At 59.4% G+C, this 26754-nt stretch carries 25 protein-coding genes, 1 tRNA gene and 1 other annotated feature; of the genes, 12 read left to right on the top strand and 14 right to left on the bottom strand.

The window, feature by feature from the left end; all coding sequences use genetic code 11:
* Positions 1 to 33: 33 nt before the first annotated feature.
* Both PY308_RS04525 and PY308_RS04520 read left to right on the top strand, forming a co-directional pair.
* Positions 34 to 1446, top strand: coding sequence for a sensor histidine kinase (locus PY308_RS04525; RefSeq protein ID WP_275788690.1), 1413 nt, complete (start codon positions 34 to 36; stop codon positions 1444 to 1446).
* Positions 1443 to 2129 carry a response regulator gene (locus PY308_RS04520; RefSeq protein WP_275788687.1) on the top strand — a complete coding sequence of 229 codons (687 nt, stop codon included), beginning with the start codon at positions 1443 to 1445 and terminating at the stop codon, positions 2127 to 2129. Before PY308_RS04525 ends, PY308_RS04520 begins: the two co-directional genes overlap by 4 nt.
* Here PY308_RS04520 and PY308_RS04515 read toward each other — a convergent pair.
* Positions 2118 to 2648 carry a hypothetical protein gene (locus tag PY308_RS04515; RefSeq protein WP_275788684.1) on the bottom strand — a complete coding sequence of 177 codons (531 nt, stop codon included), beginning with the start codon at positions 2646 to 2648 and terminating at the stop codon, positions 2118 to 2120. The genes PY308_RS04520 and PY308_RS04515 overlap by 12 nt on opposite strands.
* A gap of 230 nt (positions 2649 to 2878) precedes the next feature.
* On the opposite strand from PY308_RS04515, the gene PY308_RS04510 reads away from it, so the two are divergent.
* The 7 genes from PY308_RS04510 (at position 2879) to PY308_RS04480 (ending at position 8382) form a co-directional block, all read left to right on the top strand.
* Positions 2879 to 3274 (top strand): DUF1236 domain-containing protein, encoded by a 396-nt coding sequence (locus PY308_RS04510; protein ID WP_275788681.1) that lies wholly within the window; start codon positions 2879 to 2881, stop codon positions 3272 to 3274.
* Between the two features lie 206 nt (positions 3275 to 3480).
* Positions 3481 to 3651 (top strand): hypothetical protein, encoded by a 171-nt coding sequence (locus PY308_RS04505; RefSeq protein ID WP_275788678.1) that lies wholly within the window; start codon positions 3481 to 3483, stop codon positions 3649 to 3651.
* Positions 3652 to 3663: 12 nt separating this feature from the next.
* Entirely contained in the window at positions 3664 to 3861 is a 198-nt protein-coding gene (locus tag PY308_RS04500; RefSeq protein ID WP_275788675.1) for a hypothetical protein, read from the top strand.
* A gap of 297 nt (positions 3862 to 4158) precedes the next feature.
* On the top strand, positions 4159 to 4518 hold the full coding sequence (locus PY308_RS04495) for a BA14K family protein (RefSeq protein WP_275788672.1): 360 nt from the start codon (positions 4159 to 4161) through the stop codon (positions 4516 to 4518).
* 167 nt (positions 4519 to 4685) lie between these two features.
* A complete protein-coding gene (locus PY308_RS04490) occupies positions 4686 to 6854 on the top strand; it encodes a bifunctional diguanylate cyclase/phosphodiesterase (protein ID WP_275788669.1) in 2169 nt (722 codons plus the stop codon).
* A 58-nt stretch (positions 6855 to 6912) separates the two neighbouring features.
* A complete protein-coding gene (locus PY308_RS04485) occupies positions 6913 to 7446 on the top strand; it encodes a hypothetical protein (RefSeq protein ID WP_275788666.1) in 534 nt (177 codons plus the stop codon).
* A gap of 120 nt (positions 7447 to 7566) precedes the next feature.
* Positions 7567 to 8382 carry a DUF1206 domain-containing protein gene (locus PY308_RS04480; RefSeq protein ID WP_275788663.1) on the top strand — a complete coding sequence of 272 codons (816 nt, stop codon included), beginning with the start codon at positions 7567 to 7569 and terminating at the stop codon, positions 8380 to 8382.
* A gap of 103 nt (positions 8383 to 8485) precedes the next feature.
* Here PY308_RS04480 and PY308_RS04475 read toward each other — a convergent pair whose 3' ends face one another.
* From PY308_RS04475 to clpB, 3 genes are all read right to left on the bottom strand, one after another.
* Positions 8486 to 9259: a LamB/YcsF family protein gene (locus PY308_RS04475; protein ID WP_275788660.1), complete on the bottom strand. Its 774-nt coding sequence runs from the start codon at positions 9257 to 9259 to the stop codon at positions 8486 to 8488.
* A gap of 359 nt (positions 9260 to 9618) precedes the next feature.
* Positions 9619 to 10278 carry a peroxiredoxin gene (locus tag PY308_RS04470; RefSeq protein ID WP_275788657.1) on the bottom strand — a complete coding sequence of 220 codons (660 nt, stop codon included), beginning with the start codon at positions 10276 to 10278 and terminating at the stop codon, positions 9619 to 9621.
* Positions 10279 to 10532: 254 nt separating this feature from the next.
* Positions 10533 to 13136 (bottom strand): ATP-dependent chaperone ClpB, encoded by a 2604-nt coding sequence (gene clpB, locus PY308_RS04465; protein WP_275788655.1) that lies wholly within the window; start codon positions 13134 to 13136, stop codon positions 10533 to 10535.
* A 258-nt stretch (positions 13137 to 13394) separates the two neighbouring features.
* Positions 13395 to 13450: a sequence feature (sul1 is cis-regulatory element that is thought to sense ions involved in sulfur or methionine metabolism; They are found in Alphaproteobacteria), on the top strand.
* A 66-nt stretch (positions 13451 to 13516) separates the two neighbouring features.
* Here clpB and PY308_RS04460 point away from each other — a divergent pair.
* Entirely contained in the window at positions 13517 to 14986 is a 1470-nt protein-coding gene (locus PY308_RS04460) for a SulP family inorganic anion transporter (protein ID WP_275788652.1), read from the top strand.
* A 147-nt stretch (positions 14987 to 15133) separates the two neighbouring features.
* On the opposite strand, the gene PY308_RS04455 is transcribed toward PY308_RS04460, so the two are convergent.
* The 7 genes from PY308_RS04455 to PY308_RS04425 all read right to left on the bottom strand — a co-directional run bounded on the left by PY308_RS04455 (position 15134) and on the right by PY308_RS04425 (position 23323).
* The gene (locus PY308_RS04455) at positions 15134 to 16057 is read right to left on the bottom strand and encodes a DUF4167 domain-containing protein (protein ID WP_275788650.1); all 924 of its coding nucleotides are present in this window, start codon (positions 16055 to 16057) and stop codon (positions 15134 to 15136) included.
* Positions 16058 to 16394: 337 nt separating this feature from the next.
* Positions 16395 to 17258: a peptide chain release factor N(5)-glutamine methyltransferase gene (prmC, locus tag PY308_RS04450; protein WP_275788647.1), complete on the bottom strand. Its 864-nt coding sequence runs from the start codon at positions 17256 to 17258 to the stop codon at positions 16395 to 16397.
* Positions 17255 to 18337, bottom strand: a complete 1083-nt coding sequence (prfA, locus tag PY308_RS04445) for a peptide chain release factor 1 (RefSeq protein ID WP_275788644.1) — start codon at positions 18335 to 18337, stop codon at positions 17255 to 17257. Before prfA ends, prmC begins: the two co-directional genes overlap by 4 nt.
* A gap of 242 nt (positions 18338 to 18579) precedes the next feature.
* Entirely contained in the window at positions 18580 to 20847 is a 2268-nt protein-coding gene (ptsP, locus tag PY308_RS04440) for a phosphoenolpyruvate--protein phosphotransferase (protein WP_275788640.1), read from the bottom strand.
* A gap of 90 nt (positions 20848 to 20937) precedes the next feature.
* On the bottom strand, positions 20938 to 22191 hold the full coding sequence (locus PY308_RS04435) for an aspartate kinase (protein WP_275788639.1): 1254 nt from the start codon (positions 22189 to 22191) through the stop codon (positions 20938 to 20940).
* A 381-nt stretch (positions 22192 to 22572) separates the two neighbouring features.
* A complete protein-coding gene (locus PY308_RS04430) occupies positions 22573 to 23043 on the bottom strand; it encodes a YciE/YciF ferroxidase family protein (RefSeq protein WP_275788638.1) in 471 nt (156 codons plus the stop codon).
* 88 nt (positions 23044 to 23131) lie between these two features.
* Positions 23132 to 23323, bottom strand: a complete 192-nt coding sequence (locus PY308_RS04425) for a CsbD family protein (protein ID WP_275788636.1) — start codon at positions 23321 to 23323, stop codon at positions 23132 to 23134.
* A 234-nt stretch (positions 23324 to 23557) separates the two neighbouring features.
* Here PY308_RS04425 and ppk2 point away from each other — a divergent pair, with 234 nt between their 5' ends.
* The gene (ppk2, locus tag PY308_RS04420; RefSeq protein WP_275788634.1) at positions 23558 to 24460 is read left to right on the top strand and encodes a polyphosphate kinase 2; all 903 of its coding nucleotides are present in this window, start codon (positions 23558 to 23560) and stop codon (positions 24458 to 24460) included.
* Positions 24461 to 24465: 5 nt separating this feature from the next.
* Here ppk2 and PY308_RS04415 read toward each other — a convergent pair whose 3' ends face one another.
* Both PY308_RS04415 and PY308_RS04410 read right to left on the bottom strand, forming a co-directional pair.
* Positions 24466 to 24990, bottom strand: a complete 525-nt coding sequence (locus tag PY308_RS04415) for a hypothetical protein (RefSeq protein ID WP_275788631.1) — start codon at positions 24988 to 24990, stop codon at positions 24466 to 24468.
* A 59-nt stretch (positions 24991 to 25049) separates the two neighbouring features.
* Positions 25050 to 25553 carry a winged helix-turn-helix transcriptional regulator gene (locus PY308_RS04410; protein ID WP_275788627.1) on the bottom strand — a complete coding sequence of 168 codons (504 nt, stop codon included), beginning with the start codon at positions 25551 to 25553 and terminating at the stop codon, positions 25050 to 25052.
* 92 nt (positions 25554 to 25645) lie between these two features.
* Here PY308_RS04410 and PY308_RS04405 point away from each other — a divergent pair, with 92 nt between their 5' ends.
* A complete protein-coding gene (locus PY308_RS04405) occupies positions 25646 to 26305 on the top strand; it encodes a glutathione S-transferase family protein (protein ID WP_275788626.1) in 660 nt (219 codons plus the stop codon).
* 188 nt (positions 26306 to 26493) lie between these two features.
* Here PY308_RS04405 and PY308_RS04400 read toward each other — a convergent pair.
* A tRNA-Phe gene (locus tag PY308_RS04400) sits at positions 26494 to 26569 on the bottom strand.
* Between the last annotated feature and the right edge of the window lie 185 nt (positions 26570 to 26754).

Raw genomic sequence — 26754 nt, 5'->3', positions numbered from 1 at the left:
AGAGTTGCGGCGACGGGAAACTTTACAATCGGCATGGGTAGGTCTGTGCACTTTTTCGGACTGCTCGACCGCTGGAATGCGCGATCCTTGGCATGGCAGTTTCTGCTTTCCGGAGGACTGATTTCGTTTGTGGCTGCCATTGGTGTCGGCGCCGCCGTGGGTATGGTGATCGAACGGGCCGTTACGCAAAACTCCGCAGCATCGACAGCGCTGTACGTCGATAGCATTATCGCGCCGCTTCTCCCTGACATGCAGTCCAGCCAAGAGCTCGGCGAGGGTGTGATCCAGGCCCTCGACGAAACATTGTCTCAAGGGGCTTTGAGCGAGCGGCTGATGACCTTCAAGTTGTGGCGCAAGGACGGAACGATCCTTTACTCCAACGACAAGAACCTGATGGGCCGGAAATTCGAGCTTAGCGAGGATCTGCGAACGGCCTTCACAGGAAAGATCGTCGCGGAATTCGATCAACTCGATGATATCGACAGTTCCGCCGAACGGGACAGCGGGCAGCCTCTGCTGGAGATCTACAATCCGGTTCTTCAGCCGTGGTCGGGCGAAGTGGTTGCGGTATCCGAATTCTACGAGGTTGCCGACGATTTCCAGCACAGCCTCAATCACGCGCGGCGGATCAGCTGGCTTGCCATTTTTGGATTTACCATCTGCTTCTTCCTATCCCTCTCGGCCCTCGTGTTTCGTGGCAGCCGTGTCATCGATAGCCAAAGGCAGAACCTCAAGGAACGCATCGGCGAACTCTCGGACTTGCTATCGCAGAACGAAGTGTTGCGCGCGCGTGTCCAGCGGGCCTCCCAGCGAACATCCGCGCTCAACGAACGTTATCTCCGACGCATCGGCGCCGACCTGCATGACGGACCAGCGCAGTTGTTGGCACTGGCTGCGCTGCGGATCGACAGTCCGTACCTGAAGAAAGGAAATCTTGCGCCGGCGGAAAGAGAGGAGGAAATCTCAGCGATCAAGGCCATTCTCGACGAAGCGATGCAGGACATCCGCAATCTTTGCACCGGGCTCGTGCTTCCGCAGATCGAGGCCGCTGGAATAAACGACGTGCTGATGCGCGTTGTACAAGCGCACGAACAGCGCACTGGCACCCGTGTCGATCTGCAATTTTCCCATGCGCCACAGCCCTTGTCGGTAACGACGAAAATATGCGTCTTCCGCTTTGTCCAGGAAGCCTTGAACAATGGTTTTCGGCACGGCGGCGGCGTCGCACAGCGTGTCACGCAGAGCATCGAGAATGGCCGCATTCTTGTTGAAGTCAGAGACGGAGGACCGGGTTTCGATCCTGATCGGATCGGACAGGAAAGCCTCGGCCTTGCGGGGCTTCGGGAACGGGTCGAAAGCCTCGGAGGACGGTTCGATCTGTCGACTTCGGCAGACGGCACCGTCGTGACCATGTCGCTCGACACGAGAGAACTTGAGGCAGCATGACAAAAAATCTGACCATAGCGATCGTGGACGATCATCCGCTTTTCAGGGAGGGCGTCATGCGTATTTTGTCCGAGGTCGACGGTTTCGAAGTCGTCGGCCAGGGCAGCAGCCGAGACGATGCGATAAGGCTCTGCGCCGATTTGCAACCCGATATTCTGCTGATGGATATCTCCATGCCGGGCGGTGGATTGAACGCCATCTCTCCCATACTCGATGTAGCACCCGCCCAGAAGATCGTCATGCTCACCGTTTCTGAAGCGAGCGACGATGTGCTGGCCGCGCTGAACAAGGGCGCCAAGGCCTATGTTCTCAAGGGCGTGGGTTCCGAAACGCTTGCCGAAATCGTGCGGACGGTCGGCGCCGGCGAGACGTATGTTTCGCCTTCGCTCTCAGCCCGGTTGCTGTCATCCCTGGCAACGCGTCAAACCGATGCGGCAAACAGGAACCCTCTGGCGGATCTGACGGCGCGGGAACACGGTGTACTGCAACTCGTTGCAGCCGGCCTCAGCAATAAACGGATCGCCCTGAAGCTCGATGTGCATGAAAAGACGGTAAAACATCATCTGACGAGTATTTTCGTCAAGCTCGGCGCCACGAACCGCACGGAAGCCGCCATGATTTTCATGAACATGTCCTTGAACCGGCCGCAGGTGGCTACGGCATGGTCGCACTTACCTGAATGAGGACAGACGCCTGCGATCGGCGGCGGTTGCCTTGCGACTGATGATGATACGCCCTTTTCCGTCCTTCATGATGTAGCGGCTACCTCTCAGCGATTCGACGATGCCATCCACGTGGCGAACCTCGATCGCGCCCCCTTGGACCGACACTTGCCGGGAGGTTCCAGCCTTGTCTTTGCCCTTCCCCCTGGCGTCGCTCGACTTGCCTGACCCATTGCCATTGCTGCCGGCATTGCCTTCACCGTTATCGCCTTTGTTTCCGCCGCCAGCATTCCCACCACCATTCCCGTTCCCACCGCCGTTCCCATTCCCGCCGCCATTGCCGTTTCCTCCACCTTTTCCACCATCTTTTGCCAAGGCGGCGATTTCCGATGGGAAGGCGTGACCCTGCAGGTCCAGCCTGAGAGGTAAGGCTGAAGCCGAGAGCGTTAACAGAAATAATAGGATTTTGTAGGCTGGGCTCCGACGCGAGACCATGATCTCTCCGAGTAGTGAACCATCCGTGTCATTCGCTGACTGCATTCCCAGCCCGCTCATTATAAAGCCACGGCTGCGGAAAAGAGCAACGCAAAATCCAACCCCGCAGTTTCACTGTCACCGCGCAGCCGGACTTCTGAAAATCCGAAACTGGACCTTAGTCCTATGCGTGAAAGGCAAAGGGCCTGGTCGGCGCCAATCGGCAGTTTTGAGCGGAACAGCCATTGATGACCGGCGTTTTGGTCCCGGAAATAACATTCGAAAAGGAGTAGACCATGACTATCAAGTTGATTGCCGCAGGCGCTGTCGTCTTCGTCTCCCTCACGGGGATCGCATCCGCACAGGAAAGCACAGTTCAGGGAGCGGCGGGCGGAGCCGTCACCGGCGCCATCGTTGGCGGACCGGTCGGCGCAGCCGTCGGCGGGGTTGTCGGTGCTGCGGTGGGTACCGCCATCGATCCGCCGCCGGAAAAGGTCGTCACCTATGTTCGCGAGCAGCCGGTTCAGCAGTCGGTCGTCATCGAGCAGCCGATCGTCGTCGGCAAACCTCTGCCGCAGGACGTTGTCCTCGTGCCGGTCGCCGAGGATCCGCGTTACTCGTACACCGTCGTTAACGAGCAGCGGGTGATCGTCGATCCCGGCACCCGAAACGTTGTCCAGGTCATTCAGTAAAAAAACGACTGGGTTGCGGGGTGATTTGTCTCTCCGCTCGATAAAGGAGATACAAAATGAACAGCTTGATCTGGTTGGTTGGCGCTGTCGTCATCATCGCGGTGATCCTCTCGTTCATCGGCTTAGCCTGAGACGAGGCGAGGCAGGCGCACAGCCTGCCTCGGTCCTTTCCAAAAAAAGCAAACATGTGAAGAAGAGCCCGGACAATGTCTTACGACCAATCTGCAAAGACCGATCTCCCTATCGCCCGCCCGCTTCTTTGCGCGGTATTGGCGATTGTCGTGATCTGCCTGTTTATCGCATCCGGGTCAGCCACCAATCCCCAGCGATCCAAGGTCTTCGTGCCGGCGGCGGCGACTGTCGCAGTTCAAGGGTGAGGGGCGATCGTGATGAAGCACCCTTATGGAGATGGAGCAAGCTGGGTCGAACTAACAACCAGGGACGATGAGAAAATCTACGTCAACTTCGCTCAGGTGATCGGCATTTATCCCGTCGATGACAGCAAGCATACGCGGCTCAGCACGCCGGGCGGTGACATCTACATCAAAGAACATTTGGCATTCATACAATCAAAAATTGCAATCTGACCCGTTTCGAAACGCAAGGAAAAAACCATGAGACAGCTATTGCTACCTTTGCTGGGTATAGCGTTTTCACTGACGGCATTCGTTGGCAGCGTCAGTGCAGTTTCGTCTTTCCTGCCCGAAGGGGAGCCGACAGGTCTCAGGAATATCGATATCGCTTCACTGTGGACCCCTCATCCTGTGAAAGTGGATCGAAGCAAACAGAATTTCGAGCGCCTTCCGGCTCTGAACGTTCCAAATGTAAAGACCGCGAGCTTAAGCTCGAAGCGGAATCCGGATCCAGTATTTGGCAACCGGATCGTGCAAGCAGCCCTGTCCGAAACCGAGACATTGGGAAACTCCGCCGTCGTCGCAGCCGAGCCGGATTTGGCGAGAATCGAGTGGTGCAGCGAACGGTATCGGTCTTATCGCGCTTCCGACAACAGCTACCAGCCCTACAGCGGCCCCCGCCGCCGGTGTGAGCCGCCGGTTGTGGTGTCTCTCCCGGAACCGGAGCAAGACAAGCTTTCCCCAGACCGGCAATTTGCCGCGGAAGCAGCCTATACCGAGGATGCGCACGTCCAATGGTGTTCCGACCGGTATCGCTCCTACAACGCGCAGGACAATACCTACCGCTCGTTTCGCGGTCACCGCCGCTTCTGTGCCTCTCCCTACATCTGACGGCGGTTAGCCAAGTATTTTCGCAACTGTCCCGGTATAGAACAAAGCAAGCTACGAAGAATTAATTGGGTCGCTGTTAGGATGTAACCGCAGCGCTGAGCGGGGCATGATGCCTTTCTGCAGTTCCAAGGTCACGGAACATGGTCAATCCATGCCGGAGTTTCGAAATGCAAAAACGCGTCCTTTCGGCAAGCCATGTACGGCAGCTGTCGGTCGTCGCCGTCGCTTCCGTATTTATTGTCGTGGCGTCGATACTGGGCGGCCTCGTGGCACGCGCTGTCGGTACGTTGACGGCCACAGCAAACGAGATCGACGACAACCGCGCGCGGCATGCAGCCGACAGTGCGATGCAATCTCTGACGAAACAACTAGGCGCGACGTTACGCGACAATGCCTATTGGGACGACGCCTATAATCAGGTTACCTCGTCCAACGGACCGAACTGGAGCATCGAGACCTGGGGCAGTGTCAGCGCCGACTACCCGCTTTACGATACAGCCGCCGTTATCGGTCGCGGCGGCAAGCCTGTCATGGCTTACCGGGACGGCGAACCGATGCAAAATCAGCCATCCCAATTCTTCGGCGGATTCGATGCACTTGTTGATGCCGCGCGGCAGACTGGAATGGACGATCCGGTCCCGGTTCACTTCGTTCGCACACCTGGTGGAACGGCGATCATCGGCGCGGCGGCAATCCAGCCGAGTGAACCCCTGCCATCGGCAAAAGGCGACGATCTTCATGTTCTGGTATTCGCCAAACAGATCACACCGCAATTGATCGAGGAACTATCCCAGACTTTTAACCTGCCTGGTCTCCGGCTATCCGACCTTCCGGCGCAAGGTCTTCTGAACGTTGCCCTTCTGGATGTCTCCGGCGACAAGGTTGCCTTCGCGGCATGGCCTTCCGAAGCTCCGGGCACGGAAAGTTTGGGACGGGTCAAAGGCGATCTGCAGGCTGCGGCCGTTCTTCTTGTCGTGTTCCTTTGCGGTATCGGGGCGGCTGGCGCACTCACGATCCTCAATCTCAAGGCAAGCGAGCAGCGATCGCGCGACAGGGCATCGCACGACGCCTTGACCGGCCTGTTCAACCGCGCGGGCCTGCTGGAGAAAATTGCAACAAGCCTGTCTGCCGCCGCGTCCGGTGATTTCCCGGTAATGCTCTACTTTATCGATCTCGACGGCTTCAAGGGGGTGAACGACGCCTGGGGGCACATGGTGGGTGACGATCTGATCGTCGCTGTCGCACACAGGCTTCGCGATCGTTTGCCGAAGGACGCGGTAATCTCGCGTCTGGGCGGTGACGAATTCGCAGTAGTCGCGTCGCAGGCATATGACACAGAACTCGGGCAACAGATTCAACAGGCCATTACAACGGAATTCCTGATCGGTGACCGAACGATCGAAATCGGCGCCAGCGTTGGGGTGGCAGTTTCACCCTTTGGCCGGATCGAGGCAAGCGAGCTGATCCGCCGGGCCGATACCGCCCTTTATCGCGCCAAGGCGCTGGGACGGGGCATCACTGTCGGGTTCGACAACAGCTTCGACGAGGACACGACCCGATTGACCCGACTTGAGGGGCTTTTGCGGGCAACCCTCAACAATCAGGACATCGGCGTGGCCTTTCAACCGCTGATCGATGCCGCCTCCGGCAGGATTTGTGGTATCGAGGCATTGGCGCGGTGGCATACGGAGACCGGGGAGAGCATCAGCCCGGACATCTTCATTCCCTTGGCCGAGCGTTCGGGACTGATCGATCTCCTCGGTGCGCAGATTTTGAAGAAATCCCTGATGGCGGCCGCGAATTGGCCCGATATCGGCCTTTCCGTCAATGTCTCTCCATTGCAGCTGAAGAACCCGCATTTCGCCAGGCAGGTCATCACGATGGTGGAAGCCATGGATTTCGACCCTAGCCGCCTCTGTCTGGAGTTGACCGAAGGCGCCCTCGTTTCGGATCCGGAGCAGGCGCGCAGAGCCCTGGATGCCGTGAAAGCCGCTGGCATCAGAATTGCGCTTGACGACTTCGGCTCCGGCTTCGCAAGCATCGGCATGTTGCGCCAGTTCGGGTTCGACCGGATAAAGATAGACCGGTCTCTGATTGCCGCAACCGACCGTGATCTCAGCTCAGGTGCTTTCCTGCATGCGACCATCGCTCTTGCCCATGCCTTGAACATTCCGGTTACGGCGGAAGGGATCGAAAAAGAGGAACAGGCCATCAGCCTGCGCCTCTCGGGCTGCAATGCCCTCCAAGGATACTTCTTCAGCAAGCCCGTTGCGGAACAGGACATCACCGAGCGTTATTTCAGCAATCCGACCGGCGACAATCTCTCGGCCGCTTGAGCGACAAATAGGCCATGATTCTATCCGATGCCGGTCGCACCGCTGGCGAACTGGCACTGTGGGAAATCGACACAAGGGCTGGCTCCGTAGCGAGCGCTTTGCCAAACTAGGCGATCTGAACAAAACGGGCGATTCGATGCCGATCTATTTCAAGACAGCGACGACCCCGGAGGCAGCTTTCGAGCTCATCGAACAGCGTCTTACGGGACCGAGCGAACAGGATGGCTATCTTGACGTGCTGGGTGCTGAAGATGAACAATCCATGTCATGGAGCAAAGGCACATCCGCTTCCGGGTTCAAGGCAACCCTAACCGACACCTTTCGGACGGCTTGGCAGGACGCCCCGTTCTGGCTCGCTTACACGCGCACCGACAGCGACGAACTCGGCATCAACGACATCCGCAAGGCCGCGATCAGCCTCACCCGCCCCTATAACAGCGTGACAATCATCACCTTCAGCCTACTGGGACGGCGCGACAGTGCCCATGATCTGGAATTCCTTTTCCTTTGCTTTCGCGACGAGGTTGAGCGGCGCAATTTTCGCGTCCGCTACGAAGGCAAGTTTGTCGCAAGCCCAACTGGCATTTCCTAGCAAGCACGGGCTTGTTGTCGGTCGACGCAATGTCGATCCTTGAGCCGAATAAATTGTGCAATTTCTGGAACCGGACGGTTCCGGCCCCGTTTCCCGCTATTGCTTCACGGGGATGATCGCATGGACACCGGTTCCAAATTCCAATTGATGGCGCGCGGTGGGTATGGCGCGCGCGGCGCCGTCTTCCTGCTTATCGCAGGTCTTGCTCTGTTTTCGGGGATCGCAGGCGGCAAACCCGAGACGAAGTCGGCACTTGATTCCGTGCTGAAACAGCCGTTCGGACGAATTTGGCTTCTTCTGATTGCTATAGGCCTCATAGGATTTGTCGGATGGAGGCTCGCCCAATCGCTCGGCAATGCGGACGGCCTCGCGTCAAACGCGAAAGGATATTTGACCCGCGCTGCACTTTTCGGCAGCGCGGTGACCTATTCCGGCTTTGCGATCTATGCGGTGCAACAGGCAACCGACATTGGGGCAGAATCCGGATCGGGTGGAGAAAAGGGCCTGGCGGCATGGGCCATGTCACAGCCGTTCGGTCAATATCTTGCCGGCGCCATTGGCATTGGATTTGTCATCGGCGGCATTGTAACAATTACAAAAGGACTGATGCGTAAATTCGAGCGTAATCTTCGCCTCGACAGCAGCACGAGGAAGCCGATCGTGCTGTTGTGCATCTATGGACTCGTTGCCCGGGGCCTGATCTTTGTTGTTGTCGGGGTTTTCTTTGTCTATGCCGCGTTCACTGTGAACCCGGATCAGGCGGGCAGCATGGCGGATGCTCTGACCTGGATCCGGCAACTTCCATTCGGCGGTATACTATATGTCATTGCCGCGTTGGGGCTCGCCTCCTTCGGCATCTACAATTTCGTTCAGGCGCGCTACCGGATTGTGCGGCAGGTTGGCATTCCAACGCCATCTCTCGGGACATTCGGCTGAATTTCGGACGTCTGACCGGTGCGCCGGCTATGCCAGTGTGTCGAGATCAGCGAGATCGACAAACGGAACTGTCAGGCTGACGGGCAGGAAAGGCATGAAACTCTCAGGCCCGATCGGTCGGAAGAAAGGATCGGATGGAAATACCGTCCGCCTCGAAGGCACGGCGGATTTCCTGCGCAATGGCCACTGCGCCGGCGCTGTCGCCGTGCACGCAGATCGACTGGGCATCGATGGCAATGGTCGAGCCATCGATAGCTTCCAAAATCCCCTCACGAGCGAGCTGCAGCATGCGCCGGGCAATCAGTTGCGGATCATGCAGAACCGCGCCGGGCGCGCGGCGCGATACGAGTTGGCCGTCCGCTGCATAGGCACGGTCGGCAAAGGCTTCGGCGACGACTTCCAGACCGGATCGCCGGGCGAGCTCCAGAACCGGAGCACCGGCGAGACCCATCAGCACCAGCGCGGGATCGATGGCCTTGATGCCGTCAATCACTGCCTGTCCCTGCTTCTGGTCGTGGGCGATGCGATTGTAGAGCGCGCCATGCGGCTTGACATAAGCGACGGTGACGCCGGCAGCGGCAGCGAGACCTTTCAAAGCACCGATCTGGTAGATGACATCGGCCGTCAGATCTGCAGGCGTGACGTCTATGTCGCGCCGTCCAAAGCCGACGCGATCGGGATAGGACACATGCGCGCCGATCACGACGCCTTTTGCCGCGGCGGCCCGGATGGTCTTCAGAATGCCTGAGGGGTCGCCGGCATGGAAGCCGCAGGCGACATTGGCACTGGAAACGACGGAAAGCATCGAGACGTCGTCGCCCATGGCCCAGGCGCCGTAACTTTCGCCGAGATCGCTGTTCAGATCGATGGCACTCATATCAAAACCTCCTCAAATGGCTTCGTGGTTGCCTACAGCGGATTGCCAAAGCAGATAGCGCGAGCGGGCGGCCGTCGCTCCCAAGAATGCAGCCGAGCGACTCAAGGCTGCGACGCCGCCACGTTGCCGCAACCAATTGCGAAGTCGAAGAAACGGTGGAGCGGCATAGCCCAGATCATGTCGGCAGGGTTCTCAGCGTATCGCTGAGGGTGGCAAGCCACTTGTTACAGCCAGACGTTTCGTAACCCTGCGCGTAGCACGATCAATTCCGACGACAGATCATCGGCAGATCCACACAGCCGTCATTTTTCGAGCGTCGCGCCTCGATGGCCGCAGGGCGCGACGCTTTGGTTCCCGGCTCAGGCCGCCGGCTGCTTCGTCTTTCGCAGATAGGGCAACACCGTATCGAAGGTGCCGAAGCGGGTCACGGCATCCTCGTTGGAAACAGCGGCCGTGATGATCACGTCGTCGCCCTGCTGCCAGTTGGCCGGCGTCGCCACCTGATGCCTGGCCGTGAGCTGGATGGAATCGATGGCGCGCAGGATTTCCAGGAAGTTCCGCCCCGTGGTCATGGGATAGGTGAGGATGAGCTTGATCTTCTTGTCAGGGCCGATGACAAAGACCGAACGAACGGTGGCGTTGTCGGCTGGCGTGCGCCCCTCGGAACTCTCGCCGGCGGTTGCGGGCAGCATGTCGTAGAGCTTGGCAACCTTCAGGTCCTTGTCGCCGATCAGGGGATATTCGACTTCAAAACCTGTGGCGGTCTTGATGTCGGCTTTCCACTTGCCGTGGCTTTCGACGGGATCGACGGAAATGCCGATGACCTTGACGCCGCGGCTGCGGAAATCGTCGTCAAGGCCCGCCATCGCGCCGAGTTCCGTCGTGCAGACCGGGGTGAAATTCTTCGGATGGGAAAAAAGCACCGTCCAGCCATCGCCGATCCAATCATGAAAGCTGATGGGTCCCTGGGTCGTATCAGCGGTGAAATCAGGGGCTATGTCATTTATTCGAAGGCTCATCGGCTGTTTCTCCGCCATTGCTGTTGTCGGGTCGGTTCTGTCCCGGGGCGTTCGCTGATCGCCTGGCTGCATTGACGCGAACAGGCGCTCGAACGATATCCGGCTCGATGGTAGGCAAGGCTCGATGCACTATCAAGGGCGCAGGCGGCGGAGTTCGCACCTCTCCAACACGCAAACGGGTATGGGGCCACTCCGGAAACAAAAAACCTCCCCGAGCGTCCCGGAGAGGTCTCGTTTCAGCAGCAACCGCAGGATCAGGCAGCAACCTTTTCCGCCGTTTCGCGCAGCTTGAAGTTCAGCCGGTCGGAGCCGGAGAATGCCTTGATCACGGATCCATCCGGGAAATTGCCCTGCAGGATCTGCTCGGCGAGCGGGTCCTGGACATATTTCTGCACAGCCCGCTTCAGGGGACGCGCACCATAAGCGGGATCGTAGCCCTTGTCGGCGAGGAAGGCGCGTGCCTCGTCGTCGAGCTCAAGCGTTATCTTGCGCTCCGTCAGCAACTGGCGCAGGCGCGTCAGCTGGATATCGACGATCGCCCCCATCTCACCGCGCTTCAGGCGGTGGAACAGGATGATCTCGTCAACCCGGTTCAGGAATTCAGGCCTGAAATGACCGCGCACGACATCCATCACCTGATCGCGTACCGTGTCACTGTCATCGTTCTCGCCAAGCCGGGTCAGATATTCAGCGCCCAGATTGGAGGTCATGATGATCATTGTGTTGCGGAAGTCGACCGTACGGCCCTGCCCGTCCGTCAGGCGGCCATCGTCCAGCACCTGCAGCAGCACGTTGAAGACGTCGGGATGCGCCTTCTCGATCTCGTCGAACAGCACGACCTGATAGGGCTTGCGGCGCACTGCCTCGGTCAAAGCGCCGCCCTCCTCATAGCCGACATAGCCGGGAGGTGCGCCGATCAGACGGGCAACGGAGTGCTTCTCCATATATTCCGACATGTCCATGCGCACCAGCGCGCTGTCGTCATCGAACAGGAAGCGGGCAAGCGCCTTGGTCAGCTCCGTCTTGCCGACGCCCGTGGGACCGAGAAAGATGAACGAGCCGATCGGCCGGTTCGGATCCTGCAACCCCGCGCGCGAGCGGCGCACGGCGCGCGACACGGCCTGCACCGCATCACCCTGACCGACCACCCATTTCGCCAGCTCGTCTTCCATGCGCAGCAGCTTGTCACGCTGGCCTTCGAGCATCTTTTCCACCGGAATGCCGGTCCACCGGGACACGACATGGGCGATGTTGTCGGGGGTCACGACCTCCTGCACCATGGAATTGACCGAGCTGTCCTGCCGCTCGCTGTCCTCCAGCTCCTTTTCGAGCTTCGGGATCTCGCCATAGGCAAGCTCGCCGGCCCGCTGGAATTCGCCCTTGCGCTGGGCAATCGCCAGTTCGTTGCGGGCGTCTTCGAGCTGCTTCTTCAGATCAGCGGCGAGGCCGAGCTTGGATTTTTCCGCCTGCCAGCGCGCCGTCAGCGCATCGGCCTGCTCTTCCAGTCCAGCCAGATCGAGTTCCAGCTTTTCCAGCCGGTCCTTCGAGGCACGGTCGGTCTCCTTTTTCAGCGCTTCACGCTCGATCTTCAACTGCATGATGCGGCGGTCGAGTTCGTCGAGCTCTTCAGGCTTGCTGTCCACCTGCATGCGCAGCCGCGACGCGGCTTCGTCCATCAGGTCGATCGCCTTGTCAGGCAGGAATCGGTCGGTGATGTAACGGTTGGACAGGGTCGCAGCCGCCACCAGCGCAGAATCGGAGATCCTGACCTTATGATGCTGCTCGTATTTTTCCTTCAGGCCGCGCAGGATCGAGATTGTGTCCTCGACATTCGGCTCGTTGACCATGACCGGCTGGAACCGGCGGGCCAAGGCCGCGTCCTTTTCCACATGCTTGCGGTACTCGTCGAGCGTGGTCGCGCCGACGCAGTGCAGTTCGCCGCGGGCAAGTGCTGGCTTCAGCAGATTGGAGGCGTCCATTGCCCCATCAGCCTTGCCGGCCCCGACAAGCGTGTGCATCTCGTCGATGAACAGGATGATCTCGCCGGATTCCGCCTGCACTTCCGACAGAATGGCCTTCAGCCGCTCCTCGAATTCGCCGCGGAACTTGGCCCCCGCAATCAGCGCGCCCATGTCGAGCGCCATCAGCTTCTTGTCTTTCAGGCTTTCCGGCACATCGCCATTGATGATGCGCAACGCCAGACCTTCGGCGATCGCCGTCTTGCCGACGCCGGGCTCACCGATCAGAACGGGGTTGTTCTTGGTGCGGCGCGACAGGACCTGGATCGTGCGGCGTATTTCGTCGTCGCGGCCGATCACCGGATCGAGCTTACCGTCGCGCGCATCCGCCGTGAGATCCCGGGCATATTTCTTCAGTGCGTCAAAACCGGCCTCGGCATTGGCGCCATCGGCGGTTCGGCCCTTGCGGATATCGTTGATCGCCTGGTTGAGCTTCGACGCCGTCAGCCCCGCCTTCGTCAGGATGCCGGAGGTGGCAGCGGATGTCTCGATGATCAGCGCCTGCAGCAACCGTTCGACGGTAACGAAGCTGTCGCCAGCTTTCTTGGCCGCCTCTTCGGCGGTCGCAAACACCCGTGCCAAAGGCTGGGCAAGCGACAGAGAACCATTGCCCCCGGTCGATTTCGGCAGCTTGGCGATCGCGAGATCATTGCCGACCCGCGCTGCCTTGGCATCGCCGCCGGAGCGCTCGATCAGCGACGCCGCCATGCCCTGATCGTCATCGAGCAGCACTTTCAGCACATGTTCTGGTGTGAATTGCGGATGGCCCTGCGCCAGCGCGTAGGTCTGAGCCGATTGCAGGAAACCGCGCACCCGCTCGGAATATTTTTCGATATTCATATCGTACCTCCGGTAATCGGTCAGCCCGCTTGCGGCACTACCGATGGTTAGGATCAGGCCCCCTGAAAAGGCAAGCCCGTCTTCCGCCGTTTCGCCGCCAAAAGCGGCCACGGCAACTTGGACTGGATATGGGGGCGAATTTTTGCGAATTAAAGAGGTAGTTCGTCACGGTATCGAAATAGAAGCAACAGTTACGGAGCCAGCGAAATCCCGTATTGCTTCGCAGCAATAACACCGTCTATAAACGAAGCCATTCGCCACGGACCCGGTGCAACTCCGGGTGGCTCTTCTGGCCGCCGATCCGCCAGACAACGCAAAACCAGCACGCCAGTGATACCGCTCGATCCAGCGGCAGGCCATGCCTTGCGAGACCTTATCCCATGACGCTTTCCTCCCTCCGATGGGCCTCAATCCGACGGGATTGGTCCGCCAACCCCTTGCGTGAAATGCTGGCGGGCGCTGTCGCGACATTCGCATTGATCCCGGAAGTCATCGCCTTTTCCTTCGTCGCCGGCGTCGATCCGCAGGTCGGCCTGTTCGCCTCCTTCGTCATCGGCATCGTCATCGCGTTTACAGGCGGACGGCCCGCGATGATCTCGGCCGCCGCCGGATCGGTCGCGCTGGTCGCGGCACCCCTGGTCCACGCCCATGGCCTGGCCTACCTCTTCGCTGCCGGCCTGCTGGCGGGTGTCTTCCAGATCCTGTTCGGCCTGCTGCGCCTTGGCGTTCTCATGCGGTTCGTTTCGAAATCCGTTCGCACCGGCTTCGTCAACGCGCTCGCCATCCTGATCTTTGCGGCGCAACTGCCGCATATCATCGGCGGAGACTGGATTGCCTATGCCATGCTGGCGGCCGGTCTGGCGGTCATCTATCTTGCACCCAGAATTACGACGGCAATACCCTCGCCGCTGATCTGCATCGTCGTTCTCACGGCCGCCTCGATCGGGCTGCAACTCCCGGTCATGACCATTGCCGATCTCGGAAAACTTCCGGATTCACTGCCGGTCTTCGGCTGGCCCGCCGTCCCGCTGACGCTCGAAACGCTTGGCATCATCGCAGCGCCAGCCCTTGCCATCGCAATGGTCGGGCTTCTCGAATCCATGATGACGGCGAGCGTCGTGGACGATCTCACGGACACCCCGAGTTCGAAGAACAGGGAATGCTCGGGCCTGGGCATTGCCAATGTTGCGGCCAGCCTGTTCGGCGGCATTGCCGGCTGCGGCATGATCGGCCAGACGGTCAGCAACGTCAAATATGGCGGACGCGGCCGGCTGTCGACCCTGTTTGCCGGCGCCCTGCTGCTCATCCTGATGGTTCTGCTCAAGCCATGGGTGTCCCAGGTGCCTGTGCCCGCCCTGGTCGCCATCATGGTCATGGTGTCGATCGATACGTTCGACTGGTCGTCGTTGCGCGCCTTGGTCGTTCATCCCCGGATGTCGAGCGCCGTCATGGCAGCAACCGTCATCGTGACCGTCTTCACCTCGAACCTCGCTCTGGGCGTCACCGTCGGCGTGCTTCTAAGCGGCGTCTTCTTCACCTTCAAGGTCGCCCGCCTGATGCAGGTCGATGTTGTGCGGGACGACATTGCAACCCGAATGACCTACCGTGTCTCCGGGCAAGTTTTCTTTGCCTCCGCCGACGCATTCATAGAGTCTTTCGACCTGGACGACACCCTTGGCAGGCATGTGCTCATCGACGTGTCAAAAGCGCATTTCTGGGACATCACGGCGGTAGCCGCACTTGAAAAGGTGGTCCAGCGCTTCAGGGCGCATGGGGTCTCCGTGGATGTCACCGGGCTCAATGAGGCGAGTTCGACCTTGATCGACAGTCTGAATAACGCCGTGACGTGAAGACCGCCTGGGCGGCGGCGGCGGCCGGGCATGAGCCGGCGCGTTCGCCAATCCTTGCCTGTCGCAGCCAAAAAACCCCTGAAGCATCGAATGCTCCAGGGGTTTTAAACAGATTCCCAAGCCCGAAAGCCCGAAGCCTGGGCCAGATTATTCGCTGGCAACCTCAATCAGGGCCGGCTTATCAGAAGATTCTCCTTCGCCGGTTTCCTTAACGCCTTCTTCACCGGCAGCTTCGCGGCGGGGACGGCGCGGGCGTGGTGCAGCACGACGGCGGGTTGGGGCACGGCCGTTCGGTGCTTCTGCCTCGAGCGCCACTTCAACCGGCGTACCTTCTATCACCGGCTGCGGGCCGGAACCATCCATAACCGGCTGCGGCGGCTGCTCGGCACGCGGCTGTTCTACGTGCAGCTGTGGCTGTTCGGTGCGAGGTTGTTCCGAGCGAGGCTGTTCTGAGCGGGATTGTTCCGGGCGCGGCTGACGCGGCGGCCGGTCGGGGCGCTCGTTGCGCTGACGATCACGCTGGCGTTCGCCATCCTGCTGACGTGCAGCATCCGGTTGTCTACCGCCGTCCTGCTGGCGAGGCCCATCCTGCTGGCGCGACTGGCGTTCCGGCTGTTGCGGACGCTCCATCTCGGGCTGATGGTCCATGCTGCCGACATTGTCGTCGTCGTCATTCTGGTCGGAATCGTCGTCGCGATAATTGCCGTCTCGATCCTGAAAATCGTTGCGGTCATTGTATTCGCCCCGATCGTCGCGCTGGAACCGCTCCTGCAACTGCGCCTGAGCCGTGGCAATGATGCGGTTATAATGCTCCGCATGCTGCAAATAGTTTTCTGCAACCACCCGGTCGCCGGAGCTTTGCGCATCACGGGCGAGATTCGAGTATTTTTCAGCAATGTGCTGGGCTGTACCGCGGATCTTCACGTCCGGGCCGGAGCTATCATAGGTCCGGGTCAGCGGATTGGATCCCTTCCGGTTATGGTTGTTGTTGCCACCACCACCGTTATTGTTGCTGCTGCTGGTATTGTTGTTACGCCCACGGCCGCGCTTGTTCTGCTGTCCTGGCCTCATCGTTCACTCACCTGGATTCTCTTGATATTGATGATCATGTGGAGTGCGTGGCTCGCCGGGTTCCGGATCAAGCAGACACGCGCCGCGACCCTACCGTCTCTTCCGACGGCCATCGCTGGTTAAAACAAATTTACAGCTACCCGCACAAGGCACTGTCGAACCTTCGCAACTCTTTTGTGAGAGCAATCTCTGCGGCTAGGTCTGACCGGAACGAATCTCTGATCTGTGACCGTCTGCCCAGTGCGTGGCTTGCAACCTAGCCCGCCTCTTGCTGAATTCCAAGTCCTTTCTTTAGGTTTTCCAAAAAGAACGCCCGGTTCTCAGCCATTTGATGGGCTTACACATTCTTTGAGAACAGAATTGCCCGATCGTTTCCACCCAGATCCCGCACCCGCTCAATCACCCGGAACCCCTGTGCCTCGAAAATCCCGCAGACGACTGGCATTTGGTCATAGCCGATCTCAACCCCGACAATACCGTCCTTTACCAGATGGCCCGAAGCATTGGCCGCGATAATGCGATAGGCGTCCAGACCGTCGGCGCCCCCATCGAGCGCCAGAGCCGGATCATGGTCCCGGACTTCCGGGGCAAGCGACGCGACCACCTCCGTGCGTATATAGGGTGGATTGGACACAATGATGTCGAAACGTCCCTCGATTTTTTCAAACCAGTCGCTTTCGATGGCCGCAAACCGACCGTGAAGACCGTTGTAGGCGGCATTCTGTGCAGCCGTTTCTACCGCCCCTGGCGACAGATCGGAACCGATACCGGTCGCTTCAGGCACCGCGCTCAAGAGCGCCAGGCAAATCGCACCGGTGCCGGTGCCGAGATCGATGATCCGGCAGCTTTCCTTTTCCAACACGAACCTGCGCGCATGCGGAAGGAGTCCTTCGACGATCATCTCGGAATCCGGCCGCGGCTCCAGCGTGTCCTTGGACATGGAGAGCGTCAGGCCGTAGAATTCGCGCCGACCGAGGATCCGGTGCACCGGTTCATGCATCGCGCGTCTTGCGATCACCTCGCGGATGCGCGCCGCATGCTTTGGCGAGACCGGGTCCGATCCGCGCGTGATGAAGGCCGCAGAGGGCAGGTCGAGCAGCCCCGAAATCAGAACGCGTGCGTCAAATGCCGCTTCGCCGATATGGGCCGCAAGAAAGCGCGCCTTCGCCTCGGCAAACAGACTGTCGAGCGTATCCGTCATCCCTGCACTTCGCCGAGCTGCGCCAGCTGGTCCGCCTGATAGTCGGCCAGAAGCGCGTCCACAACCTCCTCGATCTCCCCCATCATCATCCGGTCTATTTTGTACAGCGTCAGGTTGATACGGTGATCGGTGACGCGGCCTTGCGGAAAATTATACGTGCGGATGCGCTCGGAGCGATCGCCCGAACCCACCTGGCTCTTGCGCGAGGCGGATCGCTCGCTGTCGGCCTTCTGCCGCTCCATGTCGTAGAGCCGCGAGCGCAGCACCTGCATGGCTTTCGCCTTGTTCTGGTGCTGGGATTTCTCCGACGACGTGACGACGATGCCGGACGGCATATGGGTAATGCGCACGGCCGAATCCGTCGTGTTGACGTGCTGGCCGCCGGCGCCCGACGAGCGCATCGTATCGATTCGGATATCTTCCTGGCGGATTTCGATGTCGATATCCTCGGCCTCGGGCAGAACGGCCACCGTCGCAGCCGAGGTATGAATGCGCCCCTGTGTTTCCGTATCCGGCACGCGCTGCACGCGGTGCACGCCGGATTCGAACTTTAGCTTGGAAAATACACCACGCCCGGTAACGGTGGCGATGATTTCCTTGTATCCCCCGGCATCGCCTTCGCTGGCCGACAGTACTTCCACCTTCCAGCCTTTGGCGGACGCATAACGCTCGTACATCCGGAACAGGTCGCCTGCGAAAAGTGCCGCTTCCGAACCGCCGGTGCCAGCCCGGATTTCGAGGATCGCGCTTTTTTCGTCGGCACTGTCCTTCGGCAGGAGCAGGATCTGCATGTCCTTCTCCAGCGTCTCGATCTGCTCTTCGATCTCCGGCTTTTCCATTTCTGCGAGATCGCGCATGTCCCGGTCGGTGGTGCGGTCGTTCATCAGCATGTTGACGTCGGCAAGCTCGGCCAGCGCCTTTTCATACAGTCGGATCTTCGTCACCACCGGCTGCAGCTCGGAATATTCCGACGCCAGCTTCACATACACATCCGCCGCCGGCCCCTCCGACATGCGCGCCTCGATCTCGCCGAAACGGCGCTCCAGTTCGCGCATTTTTTCAACAGGTAAGGTTGGCAACTCTTTACTCCGTAAGGACCGCCAGCAACTGGAGCCCTCTCATCTTATTGTGTTTGCGGAGAGCTCACCCCCCTCTGTCACGAATGTTACATCTCCCCCACAAGGGGGGAGATCATTCTTTTCCCTTGCTCAGTAAGTCAGGGACGCGAAGGGATTGCGGCCAATCTCCCCCCTTGTGGGGGAGATGTCGGCGTCGCCGACAGAGGGGGGTAAGCCAACCACAAACTCCAAAATCCATTCCTCTAAACCGGCACCCCATTTTCCGCCGCGAAAGCCTTCAGCATGTCGCGGACCAGCGTCTGGTCCCTGGTATCGTCCAGCGTCGCTTCCAGCATGGCAGCGAGCTTGTCGACGTCGAGCGCCAGCAGCATCGCCTTGACCGGACCGACCGCCGTCGGAGACATTGAGACCGAGCGGTAGCCGAGGCCGAGCAGCGCCATCGCCGACAGCGGCTTGGAGGCCATCTCGCCGCACAGCGTGACTGGTGTCCGGTTGCGTTCGCCGGCGCGGATGATGTCGCGCAGGATCCGCAGGAACGGCCGTCCGAGCACGTCGAAACGGTCGGCGACCCGCGCATTTCCCCGATCGACAGCCATCGCGAACTGGAAGAGGTCGTTGGATCCGACGGACACGAAATCCACTTCGTGCATCAATTCATCGAGCTGCCACAACAGGGCGGGCACTTCCAGCATCGCCCCGAATTGCAGTTTGCGCGGCAATTGTTCGCCGATCTTCGACTGCCGCTGGATTTCCTTCTGCAGCAAAGCGCGCACCGTGCGCAGCTCCGAGACCTCGGTCACCATCGGCAGCATGACGCGAAGCTCCTGGCTGACGGATGCCCGCAGCATGGCGCGCAACTGCGTGCGCAAGAGGCCGGGACGGTCGAGCGACAGGCGGATCGCCCGCCAGCCGAGCGCCGGATTTTCCTCTTCGGCCGCCCGAAAATAGGGCACCACCTTGTCGCCGCCGATATCGAGGGTCCGGAACGTCACGGGCTTGCCGCCAGCCTGCTTGATGACATTGCGATAGAAGGCTTCCTGATCCTCCATCTTCGGCATGGTCGAGGCAATCATGAACTGCAGTTCCGTGCGGAACAGACCGATGCCCTCGGCGCCCGACTCGGCAAGCTGCGGCAGATCGACCATCAGCCCGGCGTTCATCTGCAAGGTGATGCGCTTGCCATCCTTCGTCAGCGGCTCGACGCCGCGCAGCGCCCGGAACTGCTCCTGGCGCCTGGCCCGAAGCTTGACCTTTTCCTCGTATGCCCGCTGCAGATCCGCCATCGGCCGCAGATGCACCTGCGCGTCGTCGCCATCAACGATGATCGCATCGCCGTTCTCGGCCAACGCGACGGCGCCAGTCGCCTGTCCGACCACAGGGATGCCCATGGCACGCGCGACGATGACGACATGGCTCGTCACCGCGCCGTCCTCAAGGATCAGCCCACGGATATTTTCACGCGGATAGTCCAGAAGCTCGGCCGCGCCCATGGCGCGTGCAACGACGATGGCATCCGGCGGAAAATCGCTGGCCGTCAGCTTGGCGCCATAGCCGGTCAGCTGCCGCAACAGCCGGTTGGCGAGGTCGTCGAAATCATGCATCCGCTCGCGCAGATAGGGATCCGTCAGCCGGATCATCCGTGCCTTGGTTTCGCTCTGCACCCGCTCGACCGCGGCTTCCGCCGTCAACCCGTTGCGGATGGCCTCCTCAAGCTTGCGCACCCAGCCGCGGTCATGCGCGAACATGCGGTAGGCTTCGAGAACCGCCCGATGCTCGCCCTCCATCGACACGTCGCGGCGCGACAGCATGTCATCGATGGAAATTCGCAACGATCCCAGCGCTTCCGCCAGCCGGCTGAGCTCATGATCAATGTCGTCGTTGAGCAAATTGGTGACGACGATGCGCGGCTCGTGCAGCACCACGTAGCCCAGACCTATGCCCTCGCCGAAACTGCTGCCGCCGATGGTGACGGGCCGCGACAGGTCGAGTTCCAGGCCCGGACGGGTGATCTTCTTCAACTCGCCAGTGGCAACCATTTCGGCCAGCACCATGGCCGTCGTTTCCATCGCCTCGACCTCGTCGTCGCGATAGGTGCGGCTCGCCTTGTTCTGGACGACGAGAACGCCGAGCGAGCGGCCGGTGCGCAGGATCGGCACGCCGAGGAAGGAATGATAGATTTCTTCGCCAGTCTCCGGCAGATAGGTGAAAGCCGGATGCGCCTGTGCGTCCGAAAGGCTCAGCGGCCGCGCCGAGGCCGCGATCGTGCCGACGAGGCCTTGCCCCATCTGCAACTGGGCCAGATGGACGGCGTCCTTGTTCAAGCCTTCGGTGGCATAGAGTTCGAGCACGCCGTCCGAGCGCAGCACATAGACCGAGCACACTTCCGCGACCATGTTCTGGGCGATCTGACGAACGATCCGGTCAAGGCGCTCCTGCGGCTCCAGCGGTTCCGCCATGAGTTCGCGCAACCGCTTGAGAAGAACGCGGGGACCCGCAGAGAGGTCTCTCATCGCGCAACGTCTCCTGTCTGAAAGTCACCAATTGCCGCAGGCATCAGGTTCCAACGCATCCACACTGGAACGCGGCTGCCGCCGCTTGTCCTAACTCTTATCCAGACCGTAGACGGAATGCAAAGTGCGAACCGCCAATTCGGCATAAGCACCGTCAATCAGGATGGAAATCTTGATTTCCGAGGTGGTGATCGCTTTGATGTTGATGCCTTTTTCAGCAAGTGCGCGGAAAGCTGACGCCGCCACCCCTGCATGGCTGCGCATGCCGATGCCGATGACAGAGACCTTGACGAGACCTGATTCGTTCTGGATGACGTCGAAACCGATCTTATCCTTGGACTCGCCGAGAACCTTCAGCGCCTTGTCGACGTCACCGGAGGGCACAGTGAAGGTCATGTCGGTCTTGGACCCGTCTTCGGAAATGTTCTGGACGATCATATCAACATTGATATGCGCCTCGGCCAGCGGCCCGAAGATCGCTGCGGAAACGCCGGGCCGGTCGGAGAGCCGCCGGAGCGAAATCTGCGCTTCATCCTTGGCATAGGCGATGCCGGTGACGACTTCCTGTTCCAAAATCTCTTCCTCATCACAAATCAGCGTTCCCGGCGGGTTCAGAAAATCCCCCATGCCCGGCGCGTCTGGGTCATCGAAACTGGAACGCACGAAGGTGCGCACCTTGAATACCATGGCAAGCTCGACCGAACGGACCTGCAGGACCTTGGCGCCAAGAGACGCCATCTCGAGCATTTCCTCGAACGCGATCTTCTTCATACGGCGAGCCTTGGGCTCGATGCGCGGGTCGGTCGTATAGACGCCGTCGACATCGGTATAGATATCGCAGCGATCCGCCTTGATCGCAGCGGCGATCGCAACCGCCGAGGTGTCAGACCCGCCGCGTCCGAGCGTCGCGATGCGGTTGTCCGGCCCCAGCCCCTGGAAGCCAGCGATCACGGCCACCTGTCCCTCGCCGAAACGCCGGATGAGTTCGGAGCCGTCGATCTCCATGATCCGCGCCGCACCATGGGCATTGTCCGTGCGGATGGGGATCTGCCAGCCCTGCCAGGAGCGGGCATTGATGCCGATATTCTGCAAAGCCAGCGCCAATAGCCCCGAGGTCACCTGTTCGCCCGAGGCGACAACCGCGTCGTACTCGCGGGCATCATGCATCGGCGAAGCATCGCGCGTCCAGGCGACAAGCTCGTTTGTCTTGCCGGACATGGCAGAGACCACGACAGCCACATCGTGGCCAGCATCGACCTCGCGTTTGACATGGCGCGCCACATTCCTGATGCGATCCATATCCGCGACGGACGTGCCGCCGAATTTCATCACGATGCGTGCCATATGCCTCAACCGGTATTGCCTGTCGCGCCTGTTCGCGCCTGCTTTTTAGACGTTGGCGGTCTCATAGCGAAATTGGTGTCGGGGTGCAATGGCGGGGACGCGGCGCATTGAAGCCGCTGCTTCATTCGCTGCTAAACTGCTGTGAAGTAACGGCAGTCCGGTACCCGGTTTGGATCGAGAGCGAATTCAGTCATTGCGACGATCCTCGCCTGCACAGCTTGCTTCGCCTGAAGGGTCTCTCCGCTCGTCTCATGCTGGACAAAGGAGGTAGCCGGGAAGCGCTGCTGTCAATTGACTGGCGGTATTAGAGTGTCCGGCGATCGTACCGTCAGGGACGTTAATGGAAGCAGGTCGCCCGGCGTGCGGGCGACCTGAACAATGTCAGCCGTTCACCTTCATGACGGCAATTGTCGTCAGCTTGGCATTGGCAGCCTTTTCCTGATCGAGAATTTCGCTCAGGAGAATATGGCCCTCTTCATTCCCGAGAACCTTTGCCCATTCGCGAAGCGAACCGTACCGTGCGATCTCATAGTGTTCGACAGCCTGGGCCGCTGCCAGCAGTCCCGCGTCGAGCGCCGCTCCCTTCGCTTCCTCGATCAGACCATCCGCTTCCTTGAGCAATCCTTCGATTGCATCACATTTCACCGCTTCGGGCTTTTTGTCGATTGTTGCAAAGACCTTCTTCAAAGTCGCAATCTGGCCCTTGGTCTCTTCGAGATGCGCCTCGATAGCTTGCTTGAGTTGTGGCTCCTTGACGGCTTTCGCGACTTTGGGCAGGGCTTTGGCGATAGCATTTTCGGCGTAATAGATGTCCTGCAGGGTATGCTCGAACAGATCGGCGAGAGTGTCCATTATGATGTCCTTATCGGGTTCGATACAAAAGGATAGGTACAAAAAAGCCCACCGTGGAAACGGCGGGCTTACTATCAATCGACCAGGCTCAAGCCTTATCGATGACGTTCTTCACGGCTTCCTTGGCTTCGCCCTTGGCCTGCTGGGCATCACCCTTGGCTTCCTGTACGGCGCCCTCGGCCTGCATCTCGCGGTTGTCGAGAGCATCACCGACGCCCTGCTTGGCCTTGCCGACCATTTCGTTTACCTTGCCGGAAACCTTGTCTGATACGCTACCCATGTAAATCTCCTTTCGGAGCGGAAGTGCTCCTATGCACCGACAACGGCTGGTATCGGCAATTGTTCCCTTCAGCGTCTCGCCCGGGGCAGCTTTACGGGGGACCGGCTGGGCTTGGAGCGCTGTCGAGAACCCACCCCGCAGCGCTGTTGCACGACAAATTCCGCCGCCGGCCAGCTGTCATACGGCTGTCATCAAACATTGTTCCTGTCTCTTCGATCAACAGGAACACGACCCATGATGGACCAGCTCAGCCGCATCAAAGCGGAAATTGCCGACAGCTTCGACGAGGAGCTGGAAATGCAGATGGAGGAAGACCGGCTCGACGAGCTGGTCGCCGAGGGCATGTCGGAAGAAGCCGAACCGACGATCGACCGCAAGCTCTATTTCCGCGAACTTTTCCGGCTTCAGCACGAACTGGTGCGCCTGCAGGATTGGGTCCAGCACAAGAAGCTCAAGGTCGTGGTGCTGTTCGAGGGCCGCGATTCCGCCGGCAAGGGCGGCGCCATCAAGCGCGTCACCCAGCGGCTCAATCCGCGCGTCTGCCGCGTGGTGGCCCTGCCCGCCCCGACCGAGCGCGAAAAAAGCCAGTGGTATTTCCAGCGTTACGTGCCGCATCTGCCGACATCCGGCGAGATGGTGCTGTTCGACCGCTCCTGGTACAACCGCGCCGGCGTCGAGCGCGTCATGGGCTTCTGCACGCCGGAAGAGCTCGACGAATTTTTCCGCACCGTGCCGGAATTCGAGCGCATGCTGGTCCGCTCCGGTATCATCCTGATCAAATACTGGTTCTCGATCACCGACGAGGAGCAGGAATTCCGCTTCAAGATGCGCATCCACGATCCGCTGAAACAGTGGAAACTCTCGCCCATGGACATGGAAAGCCGCATCCATTGGGAAGAATACACCAAGGCCAAGGAAGAAATGCTGGCCAAAACCCATTCGGAGGACGCACCGTGGTGGGTGGTCCAGGCCGTCGACAAGAAGAAGGCGCGCCTCAACTGCATCGCCCATCTCTTGGCCCAAATCCCCTATGAGGACGTGCCCAAGCCCGAGATCCAACTCCCCGACCGCATCCGCCACGACGACTACATCCGCCATCCGGTGCCGGACGAGTTGTACGTGCCGGAAGTCTATTGATCGGTTCACATCAGGCGATCAACAGGTGCTCTCTTCGGGACTCTAAGCAGACAAAATGCAAGAACATTGCAAGCAATCAGCATTGCCCCGGAGAAATTAGGCGGAAACCTCGAATAGTACCCGGTATCATACAAATTACCGAGAATTTCCGCATTAGCCTCGAAGCAAATAAAAAATGAAATAAAGAATAAAACTCCAAAAACAGAATAACTCATAATAAAAAATAGAAAATAATTTATTCTCTCCATTTTTACCACGTTGTATGATGTGTACAAGCAGCTAAAAATGAGAGATGCCGCGTGAATATTCAAAAAAACACCCGTCATATAGTAGACGTCTGGATATAATATTTGCCCCATGGTCGTTGCGGCACCCGAAACAAAATATGCTATGTGACCTGTGGCGGTACAAAATAGATAAGCTGATACCGTCATTGAAAGAGCAAGAATCCACCTGACAGCCTTGCGCTCCAAAAAATTCTGCCAGAACCTTTCCATGTTGCTCAAAATCTGAAACCTGCCAGCCGTCATGTTACTATTCTCCGAACACACCACTCAAAACCGGCAGCTGTCTTGAAGTCAACGTCCTCTTAGGCAACAGCCCCCTTCTTCCGCACCACCACCGCCAGATACGCCGCCTGCAACTCGGAAAACACCGAACGCTCCGGCGCGGGCGCACCCAGATGCAAGGACCGCAGTTCTTCCATGAACACCTCCCACAGGGCCGGTCCGCCCTCTTCCAGAATTTCGGCGCGGATCGACAGCTCTTCCGATGCCGGGGCATGCCGCCGCCCCCAGGCGCCCATCTGCGCCAAAAGCGGCACCAGTTGGATGGCCGGCTCGGTCAGGCTGTAGATGCCCTTCTGCTTGTGGCTCGGATCGTCGCGCCGCGAGATCAGCCCGGATTCGGTAAGCCGCTTCAGCCGGTCGGCGAGAATGTTGGAGGCAATCCCCTCTTCCGAGTGACCGAGAAGCTCGCGAAAATGCCGGCGATTGCCAAACATCAGGTCGCGGATGATGATCAGGCTCCAGCGGTCGCCGAGCATTTCCAGCGTCAGGTTGATCGGGCAACCCGACCGGTGCGAAGCGTCCATTTGCATCCTCGATTTAAACCGGTTGCAATATAGGATCGGTAAGGCTACAAAACAACCAATTGCAGTTCGCAATCAGTTTTGGAGGAAACAGAATGAAACCGCAGCTTTTCGCCCATCCGTTTTCGTCCTACTGTCAGAAGGTGCTGATCGCGCTCTATGAAAACGGCACGGATTTCGACTATCTGATGCTTGACCCCGATCATGCTGACATTCTTGCCGAGTGGCAGGCGATCTGGCCGGTCAAGCGCTTCCCGGTGCTGAAGGATGGTAGCGAAACCGTGATGGAGGCAACAACCATCATCGAATATCTGATGCTGAGGCATCCCGGCCCTGTCCGGCTCCTGCCCGCCGATCCAGTCGAGGCCTTGCGGGCCCGCATGATGGACCGCGTCTTCGACAATTATATCATGACACCGATGCAGAAGGTGGTTTTCAATGCCATCCGCCCGGAAGCCGAACGCGATCCCTACGGCGTCATCGAGGCCCGCGCCATGCTGGACGATACCTATGGCTGGCTGAATGGCGTTGTTGCGGAGACCGAATGGGCCGCCGGCGACAGCTTCACGCTCGCCGATTGCGCCGCCGCCCCCTCGCTCTTCTACGCCGACTGGATCCATCCGATCCCGGACACCCTGCCCGCTCTCCGCGCCTATCGCACCCGGTTGCTCGCCCGCCCCTCCTTCGCCCGTGCCGTCGATGAGGGCCGCCCCTATCGCTCCTTTTTTCCCTTGGGCGCACCGAACCGCGATTGAGGAGTGTGATCGGATTACATCGGTATAGAAAACGGTATGACCTGAAGCGGCCGCTCTGCGGGCAAACACGGAATACCGCTGATGAAACACAAAACATCATGAAAGCGATATAAATCGTCAAAGACACCTACATTAAAGAGTCCCAGCGACGGCATCGTCTCGAAAGTAGTTGTTTTCATTTGTAAAAATGGTGCCCGGAGGCGGATTTGAACCACCGACACGCGGATTTTCAATCCGCTGCTCTACCAACTGAGCTATCCGGGCATCTTGCCGTGAGGCGATGGTTCCGCGTGGGAACCGCGTGGGGCGTTTGGTTTCGCCCCGGAAGCGAGCGGGGTTATAACATCTGGTTCGACGGTGTCCAGCGCCAAATAGCATTTTTCCGACAAGAAAATAGCGTGCCGCGCAAATGGCTGAAAAACAAGGACTATCTGCGAAAATCACGGTGG

Origin of the sequence: Pararhizobium gei, from assembly GCF_029223885.1 — a bacterium.
In the GTDB taxonomy this organism is placed as follows: Bacteria; Pseudomonadota; Alphaproteobacteria; order Rhizobiales; family Rhizobiaceae; genus Pararhizobium; species Pararhizobium gei.
This window is presented reverse-complemented; position numbering and strand designations above follow the sequence as displayed.

Bases quoted from the DNA above. Each gene is read 5' to 3' on its own strand.
- PY308_RS04525 (WP_275788690.1), top strand. From the start codon at position 34: ATGGGTAGGTCTGTGCACTTTTTCGGACTGCTCGACCGCTGGAATGCG.
- PY308_RS04520 (WP_275788687.1), top strand. From the start codon at position 1,443: ATGACAAAAAATCTGACCATAGCGATCGTGGACGATCATCCGCTTTTC.
- PY308_RS04515 (WP_275788684.1), bottom strand. From the start codon at position 2,648: ATGCAGTCAGCGAATGACACGGATGGTTCACTACTCGGAGAGATCATG.
- PY308_RS04510 (WP_275788681.1), top strand. From the start codon at position 2,879: ATGACTATCAAGTTGATTGCCGCAGGCGCTGTCGTCTTCGTCTCCCTC.
- PY308_RS04505 (WP_275788678.1), top strand. From the start codon at position 3,481: ATGTCTTACGACCAATCTGCAAAGACCGATCTCCCTATCGCCCGCCCG.
- PY308_RS04500 (WP_275788675.1), top strand. From the start codon at position 3,664: ATGAAGCACCCTTATGGAGATGGAGCAAGCTGGGTCGAACTAACAACC.
- PY308_RS04490 (WP_275788669.1), top strand. From the start codon at position 4,686: ATGCAAAAACGCGTCCTTTCGGCAAGCCATGTACGGCAGCTGTCGGTC.
- PY308_RS04480 (WP_275788663.1), top strand. From the start codon at position 7,567: ATGGACACCGGTTCCAAATTCCAATTGATGGCGCGCGGTGGGTATGGC.
- PY308_RS04475 (WP_275788660.1), bottom strand. From the start codon at position 9,259: ATGAGTGCCATCGATCTGAACAGCGATCTCGGCGAAAGTTACGGCGCC.
- PY308_RS04470 (WP_275788657.1), bottom strand. From the start codon at position 10,278: ATGAGCCTTCGAATAAATGACATAGCCCCTGATTTCACCGCTGATACG.
- clpB (WP_275788655.1), bottom strand. From the start codon at position 13,136: ATGAATATCGAAAAATATTCCGAGCGGGTGCGCGGTTTCCTGCAATCG.
- PY308_RS04460 (WP_275788652.1), top strand. From the start codon at position 13,517: ATGACGCTTTCCTCCCTCCGATGGGCCTCAATCCGACGGGATTGGTCC.
- PY308_RS04455 (WP_275788650.1), bottom strand. From the start codon at position 16,057: ATGAGGCCAGGACAGCAGAACAAGCGCGGCCGTGGGCGTAACAACAAT.
- prmC (WP_275788647.1), bottom strand. From the start codon at position 17,258: ATGACGGATACGCTCGACAGTCTGTTTGCCGAGGCGAAGGCGCGCTTT.
- ptsP (WP_275788640.1), bottom strand. From the start codon at position 20,847: ATGAGAGACCTCTCTGCGGGTCCCCGCGTTCTTCTCAAGCGGTTGCGC.
- PY308_RS04435 (WP_275788639.1), bottom strand. From the start codon at position 22,191: ATGGCACGCATCGTGATGAAATTCGGCGGCACGTCCGTCGCGGATATG.
- PY308_RS04430 (WP_275788638.1), bottom strand. From the start codon at position 23,043: ATGGACACTCTCGCCGATCTGTTCGAGCATACCCTGCAGGACATCTAT.
- PY308_RS04425 (WP_275788636.1), bottom strand. From the start codon at position 23,323: ATGGGTAGCGTATCAGACAAGGTTTCCGGCAAGGTAAACGAAATGGTC.
- ppk2 (WP_275788634.1), top strand. From the start codon at position 23,558: ATGATGGACCAGCTCAGCCGCATCAAAGCGGAAATTGCCGACAGCTTC.
- PY308_RS04415 (WP_275788631.1), bottom strand. From the start codon at position 24,990: ATGACGGCTGGCAGGTTTCAGATTTTGAGCAACATGGAAAGGTTCTGG.
- PY308_RS04410 (WP_275788627.1), bottom strand. From the start codon at position 25,553: ATGGACGCTTCGCACCGGTCGGGTTGCCCGATCAACCTGACGCTGGAA.
- PY308_RS04405 (WP_275788626.1), top strand. From the start codon at position 25,646: ATGAAACCGCAGCTTTTCGCCCATCCGTTTTCGTCCTACTGTCAGAAG.